Genomic DNA, 21,931 nt, shown 5'->3' on the forward strand with positions numbered 1-21,931 from the left:
AATTTATCCGGGGGTTTCTTTTACTTATTACCCGAATATTTTAACTTCGTTCAACCCCTTTAAATTACCATGAGCAAATCTAAAGACATCTTTTCCATCCTTCTTCAACTGGCAGTTGCGGGATTGGTCATCATTTTTACTGGGTACCTGTTACCGGGAATAGTGGTCACTGATTGGATCACCGGAGTCATTATTGCCGCATTGTTGGCATTGTTAAACCTTACCATCAAGCCTATTCTGATCTTTCTGACGATTCCCATTACCATCCTGACATTAGGTTTGTTTTTGTTGGTGATCAATGCGCTTTTAGTAATGCTCGCCGCTGCGTTGATTCAGGGATTTACAGTGGATAATTTTTGGTGGGCTCTTCTTTTTAGTTTGGTATTGTCTCTGGTCAATTCCATTTTGGGCATTTCGCTCGGAAATGGACTCAGAAAGTAGCGGCTGATCAATTGCTTATTAACCGATTGGATTAAGGTTGCTCCGGCAGCCGGAAGGGCACGGATCGGTCCTCTTTTCGGCGGTAATAGACCGGTTCCTGGTTTTCTTCGGTCAGGGCATGGGGAGCACGGTCACTTTTTGGCACATGGATAAGAAGCAGGTATTTCTCCTCTATAGTTTCAGAATCAGAAGCTAACGGCACTTCGTATACCTCGAATGTGATCGGAAAGGAGGGCTGACAATACTTTTCCACGGCCTCAGTAGCCATAAACATTTCCTCTTCCGGGTCTATGCCCAATACCTGTTTTCGGTCTGAAACGCCTACCACTACCGTTCCTCCTTCCGTGTTGGCAAAAGACAAAAGTGTTTTAGCAATTTTTCGCTGGCTGCTCAGGCTTTGCTTATAATCCAGGTGCAAACCCTCCGGTGTAGTGAGTAAGTTTTTGATCCATTCACTATTCTTTTTGGGAGAAAACATTTTTTTAAAAGGTAAAAGATGGTAAATTATTGAAGAGTTAATATGAGCAATATTAATTTTTTATTTAATTGTAATCAAAACCAGCAATAATCATTTCACAAATCCAGCTTATAATCCAATGAACTATCCAAATGAAGGCTTTTTGCCTGAAACCATTGCAAAACTACGCAAAGAACTTGAAGCTGCCGGGAAGAATTATAAAATCGTGGCAGGGGAGGATAATTCCGATGAATATGTGAATTTTTATTTTGTCGGAAAATTTGAAGGTAAAGACGTCATCTATGATGCCGTCTTGTATACGCTTCGACTACATTACCAGAGTGAGATCTACGAATTGGCAGAGCACGAGGCAGCTAAAAAATTCCCTGACTACCACGGCATCAGTTACGAAGAAGACGAAAACGGAAACCTCAAACCACTGAAGGCAGAAGAGGAAGAGGTGGGTTGGTTTATCACGGAACTTATCATGGACATGGAAGAGGAAGGAAGGGTGAAAGTGCAGGAGTTTGTAGATATTGATACGCATCACGACTATGGTATTGGCCTGGATGCTGCTTTAAACATAGAAACCATAGACGAACAGGTGATCCGGAAGTTTGTTTCCGACTTTAATAATGATTCCCTGGTTTTGGACGAAACCTTTTACGCATTCGAATCCGAAGAAGAGGATGGCTAAGTTCGGCCCTTTTTTCTGATAATTGCCAACAATTTTAGTTGCGATAAGTTTTGGAGGTATGTTAAAAGTAGCCTGGTCCTCGCTTTATGCCCATCCATTACCCGAAGGGCACCGATTTCCCATGGAAAAATACGAGTTACTTCCCGAGCAGTTGCTTTACGAGGGCACCCTTTCGGAAGCTAATTTCTTTAAACCTCAAAAAGCGGATGAGTACTGGGTGAGGGCAGTGCATGACGAACAGTACCTGCAAAAATTAAAAAGGCAGCAATTGAGTCGTTCAGAAATCCGGCGCACGGGATTTCCGCTTAGCGAGGCCCTGGTGGAACGCGAACTGCATATCATGCAGGGATCGGTGATGGCAGCTGATTTTGCGCTTCAATATGGCATTGCCATGAACACCGCCGGAGGTACCCATCATGCCTTTGCAGATAGAGGGGAAGGGTTCTGTTTGCTAAACGATATCGCTATTACCGCCCAATACCTGGTGGAGGGCAGGGGATTAAAAAGCGTGCTGGTGGTCGATTTAGACGTACACCAGGGAAACGGTACCGCTGCTTTGTTTGCCAATAACTCCAAGGTATTTACGTTCAGTATGCATGGGGAGCATAATTACCCCATGCACAAGGAAAAATCAGATCTGGACATTCCCCTAAAAGACCATACGGATGACAAGACTTACCTGGAAATATTGGGAAAGAATTTGCCGGAGTTAATGGACCGGGTTGCTCCCGAATTTCTGATTTATCAGTCCGGGGTGGATGTCCTGGCCTCGGATAAGTTGGGCAGGTTGGGTTTGTCTCTCGGCGGATGCAAGGAGCGGGACAGGATGGTCCTGGAATCGGCCAAAAAGAACTGCGTGCCAGTGATGTGTTGCATGGGAGGGGGCTATTCCAAAAAAATCAATGACATCATAGAGGCGCATGCCAATACCTATCGATTGGCACAGGAACTGTTTTTCTAAATATAAAAATAAGAGTGATGCGCAGAGAAAAAGTAAGAAAATACTGGTTGATGCATGCCGTGGGCGGCTTGTTGTTGACCGGATTGGGGCTTAGCCTGTTTGGAGAAGCACTGATCAGGAAATGGGAGAACGCAGCTTTTTGGGACTGGGTAATATGGGGTACGTTGGCCCTGCTGGTGTTCAATGCGGGCATTTCGCTGGTGGGACAGGCGGTGATATACCGGGTGAAAATGGATAACCTTGCGGATCGCAACTAATTATCTATCGCGGATATTTAACATTAATTAAGCGGGCAGAATTTGTAAAAGGTTTAGAATCCTTATATTTGCCCCGAATACTATAAAAATCCGTAAGAAGTGAGAAAAATAACAACGATCATTAGTGCAATAGTAATGGCGGGCATGCTTGCAGTATCCTGTAATTCCACTACCCCAGGGGAAGAAATAAGTAATATTGCAGACGAAGTAAACATTGCTGATTTAAAAGTGGCTTATATTGTCACGGACAGCGTTATCAACAACTTTACCTATTTTAAAGAAAAATCCGCTGAAATCGCTGAAAAAGGCAAAAAATACGAAGGTGAATTGACCAACCGTGCCAGGGGATTTGAGCAGGAAGTGCAGAACTTTCAGAGCTCGGCCTCTTCGATGACCATCAATCAGGCCAGGGCAAAAGAAGAAGAGTTGGTTACTAAGGAGCGGAATTTGGTGGCCTTCCGTGAAAATATCATGCAGGAGTTGTCTGCCGATGAGACCAAACTGTACAATGACGTTTACGACATGATTCAGGAATACCTGGATACTTATGCAGTAGAAAACGATCTGGAAATGATCCTTTCCTACACCCGTGGTGGGGGCGTTTGGTATGCCAATAAAACCCTGGACATCACCGATTCGGTCGTCAAGGGAATTAACGAAGATTACCAAAACGGTGAGGAAACGGAAGCGACCGAACCAGCGGCCTCCGAATCGACTGAATCAGAGGAAGAATAATGGCCAATTAATTAGGCATCAGGAGCCCGGGTTTTCCGGGCTTTTTTGTTTCTATTCATTCCAGTTGCTAATCAATGCCTGGTTTACTATCTTCCCTAAGCTTTTTATTATTAGTTTCTAAACAACGATTAAATTTAACATTTGGATCATGGAAATTACCAATTTTCTGAAACACCATTACCGACATTTTAATGCTGCTGCCTTGATTGATGCTGCAGACGCGTATAAAACCCATTTGGATGAAAACGGCAAGATGATGATCACCCTTGCCGGAGCCATGTCCACGGCGGAATTGGGTATTTCGCTGGCGGAAATGATTCGACAGGACAAGGTTCAGATCATTACCTGTACCGGAGCCAACCTGGAAGAAGACATCTTTAACCTGGTGGCACATGATTACTACGAACGAATTCCCCATTATCGGGATCTCTCTCCCCAACAGGAACAGGAACTGTTGGACCGGCACCTAAACCGGGTGACGGACACCTGCATCCCGGAAATGGAAGCCATGAGGAGGATCGAAAAGGTGATATTGCAGGAGTGGCAAGAGGCAGACCAAGCCGGAGAACAGCTTTTTCCCCATGAATTTTTTTACAAAGTATTGCTTTCCGGGAAGTTGGAAAAAGAGTATCAGATTGATCCGAAAAACAGTTGGCTATTGGAAGCAGCCAAGAAAAATCTCCCCATCATCGTACCGGGATGGGAAGATTCTACGTTGGGGAATATGTATGCAGGGCATTGCATTTCTGGGGATATCCAGGACGTTCACACTGTCAAAGGAGGCATACAGTACATGATGTATTTGGCAGATTGGTACACCGAAAACGCGAAAGAAGAAAGTAAAGTAGGTTTTTTCCAGATTGGTGGAGGCATAGCGGGTGATTTCCCCATTTGTGTGGTCCCCATGTTGCATCAAGACCTGCAACGAGACGGAGTTCCTTTGTGGGGGTATTTTTGTCAGATTTCCGACAGCACCACCTCCTTTGGCTCTTATTCCGGTGCGGTACCCAACGAAAAGATAACCTGGGGAAAATTGGGATTGGACACTCCGAAGTTTATCATTGAGTCGGACGCTACCATTGTCGCTCCCCTGGTATTTGCCATCGTTTTAGGCTATTAATCCAATAACCCGTGTATGGAATAATCATCATAATTTCAAGGACCATTGCCCTATCGGTGCTTGCTATTTGGATCACCTTGCCCGTTAAGGCCCAGGAGGATTCGGTCCGGTATGCGGTCTCCATGGCTTATGATGAACAGTTACCCCTGATCGGAACGGATGGGAATTTGTATTTCTCGCTGGCTTTTCACCCCCAAAATAATGGAGGAAACCAGGATCGGGGAGACATCTGGTTTGCCCGGGAGGAAGCAGACGGGTTTGGTAAATCGAGCCCCATGGCTTCCTTAAATACGCCTTATTTTGATTTGCTGATCGGTTTTCTTCACCCGGATACCGTGCTGGTGTATCATCAGAATCTGAATAGCCGGCAGGTAATGCAAGAGTATTATCGATCCGGAGAAGGTTGGGAACGAGGAGCTGAGCACCTGATTCCCGGATTTAGGTCTACGGGAAGTCACTTCAGTGCCAGACTCGATGCCGAAGGCAGCCTTATGATCCTATCTATGGACTCCTTTGGTTCGTATGGTAACGAAGACCTTTACCTGTCTTTTCGCCAGGGTGCCAGGACCTGGTCCCGGCCTCAAAATCTCGGAGGTACGGTAAATACGTACCGGCAGGAATTAAGCCCTTACCTTAGTGCCGATCGGCAAACCCTTTATTTTTCGACCAATGCCTTCGAGGGAAATAAATCCCTGGGAGTTTATACCAGCAAACGCATCGGAGAGGCATGGACGGAGTGGTCTGAACCTCGCCCATTGAATCTACCGGAAATGGAGGGTTGGGATCTTTATTTTTACCAGGATCCCTACCGTGACCGGTATTTTTTCACCAATACCCGGACCAGTGATGGGTATGGAAATATTCTTTGGGTAGGTGAATCCTCGGTTGAGGCATCCAACCTGGCCGCTCAAAAAGAAAGGTCAGTTCCTGAATTGGCCATTGAAACGCAGGATACCCTGGCCCCTTCCGCACCATCAGCGGATGGCATTGCGCCTCCGCCAGCACCTGAATGGGATCTTTCCCGACAATTGGAAAAGCTACAGCCGGGGGAATCACTGGTCTTGGAAAACCTGCTCTTTCAAAGAAGCTCGGTAGTGCTTGCAGGCGAGGACGCAGCGCAGGAGTTGACCAAGTTGGCGGCCTATTTGAAGGAACACCCGGAATATGTCATTTCGGTGGAAGGTCATACGGATAGCTATGGGAGTACCCGCTTGAAGGAAAGGCTGTCCCTAAACCGAGCCCGGAAGGTAAGAGACATGCTGCTTGAAAAAGGAGTTGCCTTCGAGCAAGTCAGGGTAAATGGCTGGGGAGGGAAAAAGCCCATCGCTTCCAATGATACGGCCGAGGGAAGGCGAAAAAACAGACGCGTGGAAATTATTCTTTTGAATTAACCCTAATCAACTTATGGAAACCTTAAAAACAGGCTCGCATTACATTTGGTCAATCGTTTTATTTGTTTTTGCGCTGACAGCTTCCTGCGGGCAGAAAGAAGCAGGAAACCAGGAGGAAACTGCGGCCTGGCCTGGTCATAAATCCTGGGAAATGGGGCCATTTGTCAAACAGAATGCCGCAAATCCGGTGCTTTTGCCGGGAGTACTGGAATTTGTTTGCCCGATTCTAGAAGAATCCGTGAAATGGGAGGAAAAAGACGTATTTAATCCCGCGGCAGTGGTTAAAGACGGTCAGATCAACTTGCTTTACCGGGCCGAAGATTTTCTGGGCAGCAATAACGGCACCTCCCGTATTGGCCTGGCCTTAAGTGAAGACGGTTTGAATTTTGAAAAGCTTTCCGAACCCGTTTTTTATCCGGAAAACGACAGCCTGAAGCACTTGGAATGGGATGGGGGAGTAGAGGATCCCCGCATCGTGGAAAGTGAAGACGGACAGTATATCATGACCTACACCAGTTATGACGGAGAGGTAGCCCGATTGATGCTGGCCACCTCACCCAATCTTAAGGACTGGACCAAATACGGAAGGGTACTGAAGGGTGATTTTAAAGACACCTGGAGCAAAGCAGGGGCGATCGTGGCGGCACGTGAAGGGGAGCGAATTATTGCTAAAAAAATCAATGGGCGCTATTGGATGTACTTTGGGGATACCGATCTTTTTTTGGCCCATTCGGAGGACTTGCTTCATTGGGACCCTTTGGAAACCAATGGGGCGTTGAAACCGGTAATGAAGCCCCGGCCCGGTTATTTTGACAGTCGCCTGGTAGAATCAGGGCCGTATGCCTTGCTTCGAAACGAAGGGATAGTGCTCCTTTATAATGGGATGAACCTGGAAGAGGGGCAAGAGCTGGATCCTTCCCTGCCGCCAGGGGCCTATTCTGCCGGTCAGGCCCTGTTTGATGGCGCGGATCCTTCCAAACTGATCGATCGTTCCGAAACTTATTTCATGACTCCGGAAGAACCTTATGAAATTGAAGGACAAGTAAATCTGGTTTGTTTCATTGAAGGAATGGTGCCCTATAATGGTAGCTGGTTTTTATATTACGGGACTGCCGATTCTAAGATCGCTGCGGCCGTTTATGAGGAAATAGGCATGCGCTAATGGGGCTAAAAAAAGGAACCCCGGCGTAACCTTTTCAGGTATGTACCGGGGTTCTGTTAATTGAGAGAATTAACAGTCTTTAAGAGGGCCGGATTAGTTTGGTCCACCGCCTCCCATGACGGCACCACCGGCACCACCATCGCCCTCTTTTAAATCTTCATTGGTCACGCCTCGTTTCTTCCTTCTGCCGCCATCCACACTTAGTTTTCCGATTCGGTAAGAGAAGTTTATTTTAAAATTCATGTTTCGCATACTGGTGACACTTTCTTGCATAATGGTAGGAGTCACCAACTCATTTCGGATTTTAAATTCGCTGGTAAAGAAGTTTTCTGCACCGAATCCGATACTTCCTCTTTTTTCAGCAAATTGCTTGTTTATGCTTAAGCTGTAGATACCAAAACCCCCGGATGAACCTTGTAATTGAACCCTTCGGCCCCGATAGAAGCTGAATGCCTGGATTTGCCAGTCATTTGGTAGGCTGTAATTTCCGAACAGCCTTCCGCTCAACACCAAACCTTCGTTTTGTGCAGCGAAAGCAGGGTCATCCAAGCCATTATCCAATTGGGCAAAATAGCTGTCTATGGATCCATTTAGCGAAAACTTACCTGAAATGTTGATGTTGGAGAACACGCTCAGGCCATATGCTCTTTCATTTCCTATGTTCTCGTAGGTGGTGAAGATCACATCGTCATCCTGAATGGTTCTTACCGGTTGGATGGATCCGGTGGTATTTCTCAGGTAGGTAGTGAAATTAAGCGATGTTCCTTTAATAAACGTGCTGTAGGATAGTTCGTAATTATCTGTAAGTTCCGGATCCAATAACGGGTTTCCCTGCGTGATTTGTTGGGGGTTGGCCGCTTCAATGTTTGGGTTCAGAAAATTCAGTGAAGGCCTCTGTATTCTTCGGTTATACGCCGCTTTTAACATGTTTCCATTTTCCAATTTTCTACCGAAGTTCATGTTTGGAACGAAGGTTCCGTAAGAAGGTATATCGGCAGGCAAATCAGAATCAAGAAAATCAGCCTCTATATTGGTGTATTCGTAGCGCATTCCTGCTTTGATGGTGTAGTGTTCCAGGAAGCCCAGTGTGTAGGATAAGTATCCTGCGGTTACATTCTGGTCGTAATTAAACTTATTGGAAAGGCTAATATCGTCCACTTCTTCAAATTCCCCATCGGCTCCTTCTGCCCGGAAATACGCAAAGTCACTGACGGCTTTCCGAAGAATGTTTTTCGCACCGTATTCCAAAATCTGGTTATCACCCGAGCCCATGGGGCTGACATAGTCCAATTGAACCGTAAATTCTTCGTTAAGGTTATCGTTGTCATTTTTTAACCGGCTTACTACCTGGTCAAACGACTCGTTATACAAACTGTTGATAAAATCATTGGTTCGATTGCTTCGGCTATACAAGCCAGACACACTAAATTCTTTCCCTTTTTTCTCAAAACTTTTGGTGTAATTATAGCTTACATCCACACTGTTGGAGAGATTATCTGTACGTACATCTCGCAGCAGCTCACTTACCAATACATCTTCCACATAGGTTTCGGTAGTCAGGTCATCCTGGTTCATTTTCATGTTTCTCAGACCAAAACTGACGGAAGTGGTCATGAAATTAAGTGGGTTGATTTCGTAATCCCATCCAAAATTATACCTTCCGAACATCATGTTGTTACGAGTATCGGCAGCTTGAAGTATCCGTCTGTCAGGTCCATCGGCGGACAGCAGCGTTTGCTCATTTTCAAACCCTCCCAGTATATTATATCCGGCACGACCAAATCCGCCCAGACTAAAGCCCATTTTTCCCTTCTTAAGGGCAGCATTCAATCCCACATTAGATCCTCTTATCCCGGCACTGGTATTGATGTTTAGGGAAGCACCTTGTAATTTATTTTTCTTGGTCACGATATTGATTACCCCTCCGGTGCCTTCTGCATCGTATTTGGCAGACGGGGAGGTGATTACCTCTACCGACTTTATTTCTTCCGCAGGAATTTGCTTCAATGCATCGGCAATATTGTTGGCCACAATGGCGGATTGTTTGTTATCGATCAACACCAGGATATTACTGCTTCCGCGCATGGACACGTTTCCATCCAAATCTACGGTAAGCATCGGAACCCTACGCAAGACATCGGAAGCATCGCCTCCGATGGTGGTTTTATCATTTTCGGCATTGTATATCGTACGGTCTACTTTTTCTGTGATCAGACTTCGTTGCCCCTGTACGGTTACCTCTTCCAGGGCCACAGCAGATTCAGCCAGGGTAAGGTTTCCCAAAAATACATCCGGGGTGTTAGGTCCCACTTCGATATCCTCCCGAACGAGAGGGTCATAGCCCACATAACTTAATTCAACCTTATATCGGCCGGCGTTTTTTACATTAAAAAAGAATTCTCCGCTGTCATCCGCAACCCCACCGGCAACTCCAGCATCGGTACCCGCCTCTTTCAACATGGCTGTTGCATAAGGAACCGGTTCACCGGTCTCTTTATCTACCACCTTGCCCGAAATTTTAAATTCTTTCTTGTCTGCATTTCCCTGCGCATGGGTATGTAGGGTTCCTGCAAACAGGAAGAGGGTGGTTACTACTAATAAACTGAATAATCTTTTCATTGGAGTGGAATGTTTTAAATAATAGTTGTTTCAATACCTGCAACAAAAGAAATCTATTCTGTAGGGATAAAAAAACACAATAGATAGGTAGCCGTGAATTATCGACAAAAGCAGGAAAATACCAGACCAATGATTCTGCATTTCGCAATTTTCGTATTGGTGGATCAGATTGGCTGATTAGACGGCTATTAAGGTATTTTGGTAGATTCTTTTGGTTCTTTCATTTTCTTTATTTTATGTTTATGCTGAGAAAAGGTATTTCTGCGGAATTCCTGCCTCCCAATCTAAGCTTATGTCGTATTCCAATCAATCCCAGCGGATCACCCTGCTTATTCACATACTGGTGTGGATATTCATCGCCACGGTGATTTTCGTAGTCAGTCCCCTTTCATGGAAAGTAGAGTTACCGGTTGAATACTGGTTCAAACAGGGCTTCGTTTTAGTTTTTCTTATTTTGCTATTTTACCTCAATATGAAGGTGCTCGTCCCTAAATTTCTATTTAGGGGAAAGAACTGGACTTTTCTGCTGATAGCCATAGGCGCTACTTTAGTTAGTTTGTTTTTGATTATTCAATATGAAAACATTGTCAACCTGCCCGAGTTGATGCACTATTCCTTCCGGCCCAATGTACCCTACGAACCACGGCCCAGAAATTTCAGTTATGACCTGTTTACCGTATTGTTGTTACTTTTTGGTTTTGGAATCAGCACCAGCGTCGTGGCGGTACAAAAGTGGCAGGCCGATTTGGCTTTAAGAAAAGAAATGGAGCAGGAAAAGGTGTCCTCTGAATTGTCCTACCTTAAAGCACAGATCAATCCGCATTTTTTCTTTAATACACTGAATAATATCTATGCACTGACCAACATTGACGTGGAAAGAGCCCAGCAAGCCCTGCTGAAGCTGTCCCGAATGATGCGTTATGTCCTTTACGAAACAGATAAGGACCTGACGCGATTTAGCAAGGAGCTGGATTTTATTATTGACTACATCGAACTGATGCGACTGAGACTCTCCGATAAGGTAATTCTAAACATTGACATACAGGAGAAAGTAGAAGATTTGCCCATCGCCCCCATGTTATTACTTCCTTTTCTTGAAAATTGCTTTAAGCACGGTATCAGTTCCACCAATGAAAGTAAAATTGATATTTCCATTTCTCAAAAAGGCAAAATTGTGCGACTTCAGACGCTGAATACCATCTTTCCGGCAAATCCCAATAGTAAGGAAACCGAAGGAAGCGGCATTGGGCTGACCAATACCAAAAGGAGATTGGCCCTGATTTACGGAACAAAACACCAGCTCAATATTGACCAAAAGAATGAAAAATATCAAGTAGATTTAACCTTGGATTTGTCATGAAAATAAGGTGTATCGTAGTAGATGATGAGCCTCTGGCCCTGGAGATGGTCTGTAAGTTTGTGGAGAAAACAGCCTTTCTACAATTGGACGCAAAATTTGAAAGTGCCCTGGAAGCACTGGCCTATATCAATTCCCAACCGGTAGATCTCCTGTTTTTGGACATTCAGATGCCTGATTTGACCGGCATGGAGCTGGCCCGCGTGCTTGAAGGAAGGAAAGGTACCGCTTCTCCTAAAATCATCTTCACCACGGCCTACAACCAATTCGCGATCGAAGGATACAAAGTAGATGCACTGGATTACCTGCTAAAGCCCTTTAGTTACGAAGAGTTTCTGACGGCTAGCCAAAAGGCCTTACGTCAGTTCGAGAATTCACAGGCGATGGAAAAAGAACCGGTTCAGGACTATATTTTTTTAAAGGTCGAATACCAATTGGTTAAGGTTAAGCTCAAAGAAATTATCCTGGTAGAAGGGTACAAAGATTACGTAAAAGTGCATCTGGAAGGAAAAAGTGCTCCCTTGCTCTCGCTCACCACACTTAAAAGTATGGAAGAAATGCTTCCTGATAAACAATTTATGCGCGTACATCGATCGTATATCATATCATTGGATCATATCCAATCCATCAGTAAAAGCACGGTAAATATGGGCATTATCACCATCACCGTCGGTGAAGGATACAAGGAAAATTTTCTGCAATTTATCAATAAATGGATCCAATAAAATCAGAAGATTCCAACTACCTTGTAAGCTATTCTACGGCGTACACGAAATTGCCATAACCTTCTTCCTCCAGATCTGAAAGGGGAATGAACTTCATCGCAGCGGAATTCATGCAATACCTCAGCCCTGTAGGTTCCGGACCGTCATTAAAAACATGGCCCACGTGCGAATCTCCATACTTACTGCGAACTTCTACGCGTACCATACCCATACTTCTGTCAATCGGCTTTTCCAGAAACCGGGCATCCAACGGTTTGGTAAAACTGGGCCAGCCTGATCCCGATTCGTACTTGTCACGGGAACTGAACAAAGGAGCCCCGGAAACAATACAGACATACAAGCCTTTTTCCTTGTTGTCATTGAGGGGATTGTCAAAAGCCCGCTCAGTAGCTTCTTCCATCGTGACCTGATATTGTAAAGTCGTTAAACTGGCCTTCAATTCACTATCGGAAGGCTTATCGTAGTTTTCAGACGAGGGCACCTCCCAATGTTGCTGGATAAACCGGTCTCTTCCCGAACCCGTTCGATAGGCTTTATACTCCTTGGGTTTCTTTTTATAATAGTCCTGATGGTATTCCTCAGCAGGATAAAAATTGGTGAATTTAACAATAGGAGTGACGATCGGTTTCTCAAAAATATTCGATTTGTCGAGCATTTCTTTGCTGGATTCAGCCACTTTTTTCTGACTTTGATCGTGATAGAATAAAATCGACTCGTATTGGCTTCCCCGATCATAAAAACTCCCCCCTGCATCGGTGGGGTCAAACAATTTCCAATAAATATCAATGATCTCGCTGAAACTGATCACATCTGGATCAAAGGTTACCTGAACCGCCTCTTTATGACTGGTTTGGCCTGAGGAAACCTGCGCATAGGTTGGGTTTTTTTCTTTACCACCTGCATAACCTGAAACGACCGAAATAACCCCGTCAATCCCTTCAAATGGAGCTTCTATGCACCAAAAACAACCTCCGGCAAAGGTGGCTTTTTCGGTTTTACCTTGGTAACTGACCAATTCCTGCTCTCCATTGTCACCTCCCGACTCATTCGATGCGTTGCAGGCTGAAAGGGTAATGGAAAAAAGGGCAACTAGCCCAAATAGGGTTTTCCTTGAATAGCTCATGTAAAATAGTGTATTTATTTTCTTTAGGAAACGGCAAAATAGGGGTTTATGTTCAAAAATTTTAAGAGCCTGTTATAAGATTATCCGGTAGGGGAATTATCCTCCGGAATGACAAACCACAGAATCAAGTAGACCAGTATGCCGGGAAAAGCGGCACTCAGTAATGAAATCAACACGTAAGCAATTCGAAGCTTGTCTGCTTCCCAGCCCAGATAGTTGGCAAGCCCAGCGCATACGCCCGCAATTAGTTTATTCTGAGTGGATCGGTGAAATTTTTTAGTCATGGAATCGTAATAGTTAGCGTTAAAAAAAACTGTTTTGCCAGCTTAAGGTAGTCAAACCACCCTAAGCCATGTAAATTAAGCAATTTGAAGGCCAATTTCAAAAAAGGAGTACCAACGCCACATCCCCTGGAAAGAACCGCTAGATTGATCAGTTGTGTTGGATATCAATCCTGGCATTTTTTTTGAACCGAATGAATAAGAGTAAGTGATCGAAAGCGATGGCTTTCTTTAATTTAATTGAATGTATAACCAAACCAACTCAACACCATGAATTTTAATGTAGTAAACTTGAGCGCAGCAATCGCCTGCACCCTGTTATTTATCGCCTGTGACAGCAGCCAATCTGGAAATGAAAATCTGGGTGAGGCGGAAAATGAAATGGAAGCATTAACCTCTGATACCAAGGAGGAGGTAAACGAAGTCCTGTCAGAAACAAGAGCGGTTATTTCCAAGGAAACGGCTGAACTCAAAGAGGAGGCCAACAAATTGAAAAATGAATTGAAAGAAAAGCAACTGGAACCGGCCGATTCAGCCATTAGCGAGCATATTTCTCGGCTGGATGAAGGCATCCAGAATTTAGAGCTAAAGTCAAGAGAATTTGAAAATGCGGCTCAAAAAAGAAAGGAACAGATTAAAACCGAATTTGATAAACTGGTAGTAGAAGTGGAAACAAGTTTGGAGAAATTGAAAGAGGAATTGCAAGAAGGCTAAAAACAAATTTCGACTACTGTAATGAGAAAGGCATTTTCTGAGCGATCAGGAAATGCTTCTTTATTTGAATCCCTCTCAATCAAATCAGTGTACAGGGGCTATTTGCAGCTGCCAGGCATGGCGTTACTGAAGGCAGAAACCGTTGAGGTCTTCGAGGACGGTTTTTTTTGTGTACATTCCGAAAAAAGAATATGAGATCATATCGATGAGTGATTTAGAAGAAGCGCAAATAGCTTTGGTTATCAGTAAATTACCTTCACTGAAAAGCAACAACAATTTGACAGGTTTGCGGATTCTAAGAATTATGAAAAACGTATTACGTATCGTAAAATTATTTTTTCAGGGTGTAAAAAAAATTCCAAAATGAGTCATCGGCAAAAGTGATTTTTTTGGCTTGAAAATTGCACAAAATATAGGGAAAAAATTAAAGGAAACATTGAAAAGGTATCACAAGATCTGAAATTGAGAATTCCGCTTAAAAAATCAGGCACATGCGGATGATCTCAATTTGATAGGAATTTATATTATGGAAGACACAGAAAGTTTGTTGAGCAATACCGATTATGATTTGGGTTTGTTTTTTAAATTTTCTCCGGATTTGTTTTGCATCGCAAGCTACGATGGGTATTTTAAAAAAGTTAGTCCCTCTTTTCAGAAACTATTAGGTTATTCTTTTGATGAATTGTATGGCAACCCTACTACTACTTTTTTGTATGGAGAAGATGCGGCTATCACGGCGGACATTCGAAAAAATATAATTGGTGGCACGGCTTTAAAAAATTTTGAGAACCGGTACCGGACAAAAACAGGCGAAGTGATTTGGCTTTCCTGGACATCTTTTCCAATACCGGAGGAAAAGTTAATCTATGGGGTCGCCAGAAACATTACCCCCAAAAAAGAGATTGAGATCAAGAAAAACGAATGGATTCGGTATTTGACCCAGAGGAATGAAAAATTAAAGCAACTTACCATTACCACTTCGCATGACCTAAGAGCACCAGTTAACAACCTTTTAGCGGTTTTTCAGCTAATGGATCCGCATAAGATCGAAGATCAGGAGACATTGGAACTGGTGGAGTTGCTGCATCAGTCCACAGAGGGTTTAAAACAGAAGTTAGATCATTTTTTAACCATCCTAAAGCAAGAGAGTACTGAGCAGGTAAAAGTCGAGAAACTTTCGCTTAGAGATATTTACAATCAAACCACGATTGCCATTCAATCCCTTATTGAAAATTCAGGGGCTTTGATTTTGGCTGATTTCAGCCAGGTCCCGGAAGTTAATTTCAACCGAATGTATCTGGAAAGTATCTTCCTGAATTTGATTACCAACTCCATTAAATACAGCAAACCGAATGTAAAACCCCTTATAGAGATTAAAACTTTTGTGAAAAATGGCACGGTAAAAATTTCCTTTATGGACAATGGGCTGGGCTTTGATATGGAACAGGTGAAAATGAAATTATTTGGCTTTGATCAAACGTTTCACAGCCATAAGGAAAGCCAGGGCGTTGGGTTATACCTGGTACATTCCCATGTTACCGCATTGGGTGGAAAGATTGACGTGAAAAGCAAACCCGGGCAGGGAACGGAATTTATCATTTCTTTTCCGGATCTGGATTAGTGAATTTGATTTTTTACGATCCGTTTGATTCTTTTTTAAATGCTAATTTTTTTCATCAACTTGTCAGGAATTGGACAGTTATTCGTCTGCTCCAGTACGTAAATTTGTTGAAAAATGGTATTAGGCAGGATTTTTCCCAATGAGTGAAAAAAACAAAAGCATCGTTATTATTGGCAATGGCATTTCAGGGGTAACCTGTGCGCGAACTATCCGAAAGCAGGATCCGCGGGTGCCCATCACCCTCATTTCCGGAGAAACGACCCATTTCTTTTCCCGTACCGCCCTGATGTATATTTACATGGGCCACATGAAATACGAAGATACCAAGCCGTATGCGGATGATTTTTGGGAAAAAAATGACATCCAACTGCGCCAGGGATGGGTAAGTTCTGTGGATTATACCCATAAAAAGTTGGTTTTTCAGAACGGTGATGAATTGTCTTATGGAACATTGATTTTGGCCACCGGTTCCAAACCAAATAAATTTGGATGGCCCGGAGAAAACCTGGAAGGGGTACAGGGGCTTTACAGTTATCCCGACCTGCTGGACATGGAGAAACACACCCAATCGATTAACCGGGCTGTAATAGTGGGCGGTGGATTAATTGGAATCGAAATGGCGGAAATGCTAGGCTCCAGAAATATCCCGGTAACATTTCTGGTTAGGGAAAAGGGTTTTTGGGACAACGTGCTTCCGCAGGAAGAAGCAGACCTGGTCAGCAGGCATATTCGGGAACATGGAGTTGACCTCCGACTAGAAACAGAACTGGCCGCTATTCTGGACGATGGAAAGGGAAGGGTAAAAGGAGTCCGGACTGGTAACGGCGAGACCATCGATTGTGGATTTGTGGGGTTAACGGCCGGGGTGAGTCCGTATATTGAGATATTCAAAGGAACCGAACTGGAAACCAATCGGGGCATTCTGGTGGACGAAAAATTTCAGACCAACCTTCCGGATGTGTATGCCATCGGTGATTGCGCAGAATTTAAAATCGCCCCGGGACCGGATCGAAAAAAAATCGAACAAGTCTGGTACACGGGCAGAATGCATGGAGAAACACTGGCGCACAACCTGACGAGCAAAAATCAAGTTAGCTATCAGCCTGGTATTTGGTTTAATTCGGCGAAGTTTTTTGATATCGAGTACCAGACCTATGGGCACGTTCCAGCCCAACCAAGGGAGGGAGAATGGGCCTTCTACTGGGAGGATGCTTCCGGTAAGATGGCGCTGCGATTGCTTTTTAACGAAAAAGACGAGGTGTTAGGTGTCAACGCCTTTGGTTGGAGAATCCGGCATGCCTTTTTCGACCGGGCTATCACAGAAGGATGGGAGGCAGACAGGCTGCTCAGCCAACTACATAAAGCCGACTTCAACCCGGAATTTCACAAAAAGCTGCACCGGCTTCTTATAGCGGCTTATAACAAGGAAAAGGGCAAATCCCTGACGATTCCTAAAAGGTCATTTATTCAAAAACTAATTGGTTCAAGGGCATGAAATTTCTTCAAAATACAGGGCTGACACTTTTTGTGTTAGGCTTAGCCATTTTCACCGCAATCCCTTTTTTGGGAACATGGGAACTAGATGCCTCCATGGTAAAAGAAACGACAAAGGAGATGCACCGGGAGGTGATGGTAGATATACTAACTCCCATGTATGACAAAACCTACTCCTCTCAATTTGCCTTTATAGACGAATATAGCCGCCATTTCGGAGCGTATAATGAATCTTTGAAAGCGGAAGAAAAATGGGATCAGGTGATTTGGGATGATTATGCCTTTCCCTTGACAAAAAATGCCTCCGAAGGCCCGGTATCCGCATCCCCTTTGCTATTCTTGTTCCTTTCCATAGGATTGGCGGTTTTTGGCGGATTACTTTACATCCTGCCGTTGCATCGAAACGAAACCGCAGGTATAAAGAATGATGGAATTTATTTCTCTTCCATGAAAGCACGAGGCTGGCTGGGGATCGTCACCGGAACCTACCTGATTGTTTTTTACATCATTCTGTACTGGTACCCCGAATACATGGCAAATTTGGTGATCATGGTAGATCCCCTAAGCGAGGTCCTATCCGGTGGTCCGGCAAGTCAGTGGTTTTTATATGGATTGGTATACACCCTGGCCATTCTGGTAATGGGCATTCGAATGTTTCGAAAATATCGGGGGAACAATTACCAAACCATTCGAACCGTTTCGGTCATGTTTTTCCAGTTATCTTTTGCCTTTCTGATCCCGGAAATTTTGGTTTTATTCAACATGCCCTGGCATGACTTTAAGAATATTTGGCCCCTGGACTATTCATTTTTCTATGAATATCGCCTGGAAGGAATGATCAGTTCGGGTGCATTGGGCATGTTTATGCTTGTTTGGGGCATATTGTTAATTATAATCGGAGTGCCCATTTTCACCTATTTTTATGGAAAGCGCTGGTATTGTAGCTGGGTGTGTGGTTGCGGGGGACTGGCCGAAACCCTGGGAGATCCCTACCGGCAACTTTCGGATAAGTCCTTAAAATCGTGGCAAATTGAACGTTATCTGGTGCATGGGGTGTTGGTGTTTGCCGTCCTGATGACGGTCGTTACCCTAACCAATTATTTTATGGAGTTTGGCCTCTTGGGTCAGGCAACGGATCAGCTCCACTCCATTTATGGTTTTGCAATTGGTTCGGCTTTTGCGGGAGTTATCGGGACTGGATTTTATCCCTTTATGGGGAACCGGGTGTGGTGCCGCTTTGGTTGTCCTTTGGCAGCCTATCTGGGCATCGTACAGCGTTTCAAATCCCGGTTTCGGATCACAACCAACGGAGGGCAATGCATCTCCTGTGGTAATTGTTCCACCTATTGTGAAATGGGCATCGATGTGCGCTGGTATGCCCAGCGCGGGCAAAATATCGTCCGATCCTCCTGTGTGGGCTGTGGCGTATGTTCCGCCGTCTGTCCCCGGGGAGTATTGAAACTAGAAAATGGGGAAGAATCCGGAAGGATTAACGACATGCCGGTTATTATCGGTAATAATTCGGTCAAATTGAAATCGTAAACATGTGGATCTATTTGTTTTTAGGAATGTATGGTTTGGCCATGACATTTATTTTGCTGTACAGTTTTGCACAGGCAAATTTGTTATGGCATTTTTTCCGGTTCAAAAGCAATAGCGAACCGATGGCTTCTTTGGACGACCCTGGTTTACCTCAGGTGACCGTTCAACTACCTGTTTTTAACGAAAAATACGTGGTACAGAGGTTGATGGATGCGGTCTGCAAGCTGGAGTACCCATCGGATAAGCTTGAAATCCAGATTCTCGACGATAGCACGGATGAAACGGTGTCGCTGATCCGGGAATCGATCAAAAAATACCCGGAAACGGATATCAAACACGTTCATCGAAAAGTCCGAACTGGCTTTAAGGCAGGTGCCCTGAAGGAGGGATTAGCCGAGGCTTCGGGAGAGCTGGTAGCCATATTTGATGCTGATTTTGTACCGGACACCCAATTTTTGCTAAAAACGGTCCCCCATTTTAAGAACGAAGAAATCGGCATGGTTCAATCCAGGTGGGGACATCTGAACGAAGATTATTCCCTGTTTACCCGGCTTCAGGCCTTTGCCCTGGATGCGCATTTTATGGTGGAGCAAATGGGAAGAAATGCCCAACAGGCTTTTATTAATTTTAATGGTACCGGAGGGATTTGGAGAAAAACCTGTATCCTGGATGCGGGAAACTGGGCAGACGATACGCTGACAGAAGACCTGGACCTGAGTTACCGTGCCCAGCAAAAAGGATGGAAATTTCTATACCGGCCGGATGTGGTATCTCCTGCTGAACTTCCACCTGTCATGTCGGCTATCAAATCCCAGCAATTCCGCTGGACAAAGGGTGGGGCAGAATGTGCCGTCAAGCATTTAAAAGAGGTGCTGCGAGGGCCCTTTCCCTTTAGTGTCAAAATCCATGCAGCCGCTCATTTGCTAAATTCCTTGCTATTTATCGCCATATTGATTGTCAGCATTAGCAGCCTACCGATTTGGTGGGGGTTTTACCAGGGATTGATTCCGCCGGATATTTTCAAGGCGGCGACTGTTTTTTTGGTAGGTTTTGTCCTGATAGCGGCCGTCTATTTTGTTGCCAATTTGAGTTTGGCTGGTTATTCCCGGAAAGGACTTTGGCGTTATTTATGGGAATTGCCCGTCTTCCTTTCGGTATCCATGGGACTTTCGGTTCATAATGGACAGGCAGTTTGGGAGGGGCTTACGGGGATTAAATCTCCTTTTATCCGAACACCCAAATACAACCTGAAAGGTAAAAAAGAAGGCTGGTCCGGTAATGTTTACCATCTCAAAAATGTCCCTGCCACGGTTTACGTAGAGGCAGGGTTGGCCTTGATCTTTCTGCTGGTCGTCGTTTTGTCGGTGTATACGGCTACTTACGAAATGATCCTTTTCCATGCCATGCTGGCCATGGGATTTGGAACCGTCAGCCTGGCCTCTTTCAGCGTTCCAGGTAGACCCAGTACCAGCATATCCAGCAGCGTTTGACACTGAAAAAGGCCTGTTTTCTTTGCATTGGCGGGTTTTTACCAAGCGCAAGGCTGATCACTAACTATTAAAGAATGAACCCTAAAAACCGAGTACCTATCCTTATTGATGTTATCATACCTGCCTTTAACGAAGAGAATGCTGTTGGAAAGGTGATTCAGGAAATTCCGGCCCTTGTCAGGCATGTAGTGGTAGTCAATAACAATTCCAATGACAATACCCGGAAAGTAGCGGCCAAGGCCGGTGCAGTGGTATTGGATGAGCCGATAAGGGGCTATGGAAAGGCCTGTTTGAAGGGGATGGCATTTCTTTCCCGGGAGAAAGTAGCTCCTGATGTGGTGGTTTTTTTGGATGCAGATTACAGTGACTATCCAGCAGAAATGGAACGGCTCATTGCGCCAATTATCGAGGATGGGTTTGATTTAGTAATTGGCTCCCGGGCGCTGGGCAATCGGGAGAAAGGATCCATGACGCTACCACAAGTCTTTGGTAATTGGTTGGCTACGCGCTTGATGCGGCAGATGTTTTCAGCTCATTTTTCCGACCTGGGGCCTTTCCGGGCCATTCGTTGGGAAAAGTTGCAGGCATTGCAAATGGTCGATGAAAACTACGGCTGGACCATAGAAATGCAGGTAAAGGCAGTCAAAGCCGGATTGACCTATACCGAAGTGCCGGTAAATTACCGGCAGCGGATAGGCAAGTCCAAAGTCAGTGGAACCCTGAAGGGAGTCATCGGTGCCGGATATAAAATCCTTTGGACGCTTTGGAAATACCGGTAACTTTTGCCCATACCTTTCGGGCGCATCGCTTTAGAAGTACGTATTTTTCATTAAATTACCACTAAATAAAACCAATCATGAAGAATCAATTACTCTTATGTGCAGGAATCTTGCTGAGTTTATCCTGTTCACGACCCGAAAGGGAGTCAGTGGATTTTGAAGCCTGGGGAGACTATTGGTTTCAGGGAACAGCCGAAATCAGTAGTTTTGACCTGATTCAGTACCGTTACGGGGAACCCCGGGAGGGGGAGGCCGTATTGATTTTCGTGACGGAAGATTTTTCCCGGAGCAAACAAGTCAAACTGGATGATCCGGCCGCTGCCGGTAGGGACAAGATTTCAGTGATCAAAATGAATCAAACCAGGGACTTCATCACGGGAATCTACCCCTATCACATGATGCTTTCTGCTTTTACCCCCACCAAAGAGGACTCCCGGGGAGTGAAGTTTACCGTATCTTCTCAGGAATGGTGTGGACAGGCCTTTGCCCAGGTAAATTTAAATAGCGGAGAATCTTATTCCGGAGAACTGTATTCCTATTTTGAAGAAGAAGGGGATAAGAGCTTTTCCATTACGGGAATGGCAGAGGATGATTTGTGGAACCTGATCCGCATACACCCCAATCAGATCCCTACAGGCAGCGTACAAATGTGGCCTTCCCTGATCTATCAAAGACTAACGCACCGGGATTTTGCAGCCGAGGAAGCGTTTATCCGGATAAAGGATATCAGCGATTCACGCAGACAGCTGGAGGTGACCTACAGCACCGGCCAGCGGGAATTGAGGATAGATTTTGAAAAAGAATTTCCGCATACCATTCTGGGCTGGGAAGAATTGCATACCAAAGAAAATGGCGAAACGGAAATTACCAAGGCCACCCGAAAAGGGATGAAGGTCGTTGATTACTGGACCCGGAATTCGCTGGAAGATGAATACCTGCGCGATGAATTGAATCTTAACCCCTAA

Annotated in this window: 22 protein-coding genes; 18 read left to right on the plus strand and 4 right to left on the minus strand. The window is 44.7% G+C overall.

All coding sequences use genetic code 11. From position 1 onward, the window contains the following. Window positions 1-69 precede the first annotated feature (69 nt). Window positions 70-441: a phage holin family protein gene (locus tag GJQ68_RS11550; protein WP_162417449.1), complete on the plus strand. Its 372-nt coding sequence runs from the start codon at window positions 70-72 to the stop codon at window positions 439-441. A gap of 31 nt (window positions 442-472) precedes the next feature. Here GJQ68_RS11550 and GJQ68_RS11555 read toward each other — a convergent pair whose 3' ends face one another. Then, window positions 473-919 carry an AlbA family DNA-binding domain-containing protein gene (locus tag GJQ68_RS11555; RefSeq protein WP_162417450.1) on the minus strand — a complete coding sequence of 149 codons (447 nt, stop codon included), beginning with the start codon at window positions 917-919 and terminating at the stop codon, window positions 473-475. A 118-nt stretch (window positions 920-1,037) separates the two neighbouring features. Here GJQ68_RS11555 and GJQ68_RS11560 point away from each other — a divergent pair, with 118 nt between their 5' ends. From GJQ68_RS11560 to GJQ68_RS11590, 7 genes are all read left to right on the plus strand, one after another. Beyond that, window positions 1,038-1,595, plus strand: coding sequence for a hypothetical protein (locus GJQ68_RS11560; RefSeq protein WP_162417451.1), 558 nt, complete (start codon window positions 1,038-1,040; stop codon window positions 1,593-1,595). 58 nt (window positions 1,596-1,653) lie between these two features. Beyond that, window positions 1,654-2,556, plus strand: a complete 903-nt coding sequence (locus GJQ68_RS11565; protein WP_162417452.1) for a histone deacetylase family protein — start codon at window positions 1,654-1,656, stop codon at window positions 2,554-2,556. Between the two features lie 17 nt (window positions 2,557-2,573). Then, window positions 2,574-2,813: a hypothetical protein gene (locus GJQ68_RS11570; protein WP_162417453.1), complete on the plus strand. Its 240-nt coding sequence runs from the start codon at window positions 2,574-2,576 to the stop codon at window positions 2,811-2,813. Window positions 2,814-2,912: 99 nt separating this feature from the next. Then, the gene (locus GJQ68_RS11575) at window positions 2,913-3,548 is read left to right on the plus strand and encodes an OmpH family outer membrane protein (RefSeq protein WP_235941445.1); all 636 of its coding nucleotides are present in this window, start codon (window positions 2,913-2,915) and stop codon (window positions 3,546-3,548) included. A gap of 148 nt (window positions 3,549-3,696) precedes the next feature. Then, the gene (locus tag GJQ68_RS11580; protein WP_162417454.1) at window positions 3,697-4,668 is read left to right on the plus strand and encodes a deoxyhypusine synthase family protein; all 972 of its coding nucleotides are present in this window, start codon (window positions 3,697-3,699) and stop codon (window positions 4,666-4,668) included. 11 nt (window positions 4,669-4,679) lie between these two features. Further along, window positions 4,680-6,059: an OmpA family protein gene (locus GJQ68_RS11585; protein ID WP_162417455.1), complete on the plus strand. Its 1,380-nt coding sequence runs from the start codon at window positions 4,680-4,682 to the stop codon at window positions 6,057-6,059. Window positions 6,060-6,072: 13 nt separating this feature from the next. Next, window positions 6,073-7,221 (plus strand): glycoside hydrolase family 130 protein, encoded by a 1,149-nt coding sequence (locus GJQ68_RS11590; RefSeq protein ID WP_162417456.1) that lies wholly within the window; start codon window positions 6,073-6,075, stop codon window positions 7,219-7,221. Between the two features lie 93 nt (window positions 7,222-7,314). Here GJQ68_RS11590 and GJQ68_RS11595 read toward each other — a convergent pair whose 3' ends face one another. Further along, on the minus strand, window positions 7,315-9,840 hold the full coding sequence (locus GJQ68_RS11595; protein ID WP_162417457.1) for a TonB-dependent receptor domain-containing protein: 2,526 nt from the start codon (window positions 9,838-9,840) through the stop codon (window positions 7,315-7,317). A 292-nt stretch (window positions 9,841-10,132) separates the two neighbouring features. Here GJQ68_RS11595 and GJQ68_RS11600 point away from each other — a divergent pair, with 292 nt between their 5' ends. Both GJQ68_RS11600 and GJQ68_RS11605 read left to right on the plus strand, forming a co-directional pair. Then, window positions 10,133-11,200, plus strand: a complete 1,068-nt coding sequence (locus GJQ68_RS11600; protein WP_162417458.1) for a sensor histidine kinase — start codon at window positions 10,133-10,135, stop codon at window positions 11,198-11,200. Next, a complete protein-coding gene (locus tag GJQ68_RS11605; RefSeq protein ID WP_162417459.1) occupies window positions 11,197-11,922 on the plus strand; it encodes a LytR/AlgR family response regulator transcription factor in 726 nt (241 codons plus the stop codon). Before GJQ68_RS11600 ends, GJQ68_RS11605 begins: the two co-directional genes overlap by 4 nt. A 28-nt stretch (window positions 11,923-11,950) precedes the next feature. On the opposite strand, the gene msrA is transcribed toward GJQ68_RS11605, so the two are convergent. Together msrA and GJQ68_RS11615 are read right to left on the minus strand one after the other, a co-directional pair. Beyond that, window positions 11,951-13,045: a peptide-methionine (S)-S-oxide reductase MsrA gene (gene msrA / locus GJQ68_RS11610; protein WP_162417460.1), complete on the minus strand. Its 1,095-nt coding sequence runs from the start codon at window positions 13,043-13,045 to the stop codon at window positions 11,951-11,953. Between the two features lie 80 nt (window positions 13,046-13,125). Next, a complete protein-coding gene (locus tag GJQ68_RS11615) occupies window positions 13,126-13,329 on the minus strand; it encodes a PspC domain-containing protein (RefSeq protein ID WP_162417461.1) in 204 nt (67 codons plus the stop codon). A gap of 267 nt (window positions 13,330-13,596) precedes the next feature. Between GJQ68_RS11615 and GJQ68_RS11620 the strand changes: the two genes are divergently transcribed. From GJQ68_RS11620 to GJQ68_RS11655, 8 genes are all read left to right on the plus strand, one after another. Further along, on the plus strand, window positions 13,597-14,040 hold the full coding sequence (locus GJQ68_RS11620) for a hypothetical protein (RefSeq protein WP_162417462.1): 444 nt from the start codon (window positions 13,597-13,599) through the stop codon (window positions 14,038-14,040). A 205-nt stretch (window positions 14,041-14,245) separates the two neighbouring features. After that, entirely contained in the window at window positions 14,246-14,407 is a 162-nt protein-coding gene (locus GJQ68_RS11625; protein ID WP_162417463.1) for a hypothetical protein, read from the plus strand. A gap of 159 nt (window positions 14,408-14,566) precedes the next feature. Then, window positions 14,567-15,661: a PAS domain-containing sensor histidine kinase gene (locus GJQ68_RS11630; protein ID WP_162417464.1), complete on the plus strand. Its 1,095-nt coding sequence runs from the start codon at window positions 14,567-14,569 to the stop codon at window positions 15,659-15,661. A gap of 139 nt (window positions 15,662-15,800) precedes the next feature. Next, on the plus strand, window positions 15,801-17,156 hold the full coding sequence (locus tag GJQ68_RS11635; RefSeq protein ID WP_162417465.1) for an NAD(P)/FAD-dependent oxidoreductase: 1,356 nt from the start codon (window positions 15,801-15,803) through the stop codon (window positions 17,154-17,156). After that, window positions 17,153-18,697, plus strand: coding sequence for a 4Fe-4S binding protein (locus GJQ68_RS11640; protein WP_162417466.1), 1,545 nt, complete (start codon window positions 17,153-17,155; stop codon window positions 18,695-18,697). The genes GJQ68_RS11635 and GJQ68_RS11640 overlap by 4 nt, the downstream gene beginning before the upstream one ends. Window positions 18,698-18,699: 2 nt before the next feature. Beyond that, on the plus strand, window positions 18,700-20,187 hold the full coding sequence (locus tag GJQ68_RS11645) for a cellulose synthase family protein (RefSeq protein WP_162417467.1): 1,488 nt from the start codon (window positions 18,700-18,702) through the stop codon (window positions 20,185-20,187). Window positions 20,188-20,261: 74 nt separating this feature from the next. Then, window positions 20,262-20,966 (plus strand): glycosyltransferase family 2 protein, encoded by a 705-nt coding sequence (locus GJQ68_RS11650; RefSeq protein WP_162417468.1) that lies wholly within the window; start codon window positions 20,262-20,264, stop codon window positions 20,964-20,966. Between the two features lie 77 nt (window positions 20,967-21,043). Then, the gene (locus GJQ68_RS11655; RefSeq protein ID WP_162417469.1) at window positions 21,044-21,931 is read left to right on the plus strand and encodes a hypothetical protein; all 888 of its coding nucleotides are present in this window, start codon (window positions 21,044-21,046) and stop codon (window positions 21,929-21,931) included.

Source organism: Cyclobacterium roseum (genome assembly GCF_010119225.1).
GTDB lineage: Bacteria > Bacteroidota > Bacteroidia > Cytophagales > Cyclobacteriaceae > Cyclobacterium > Cyclobacterium roseum.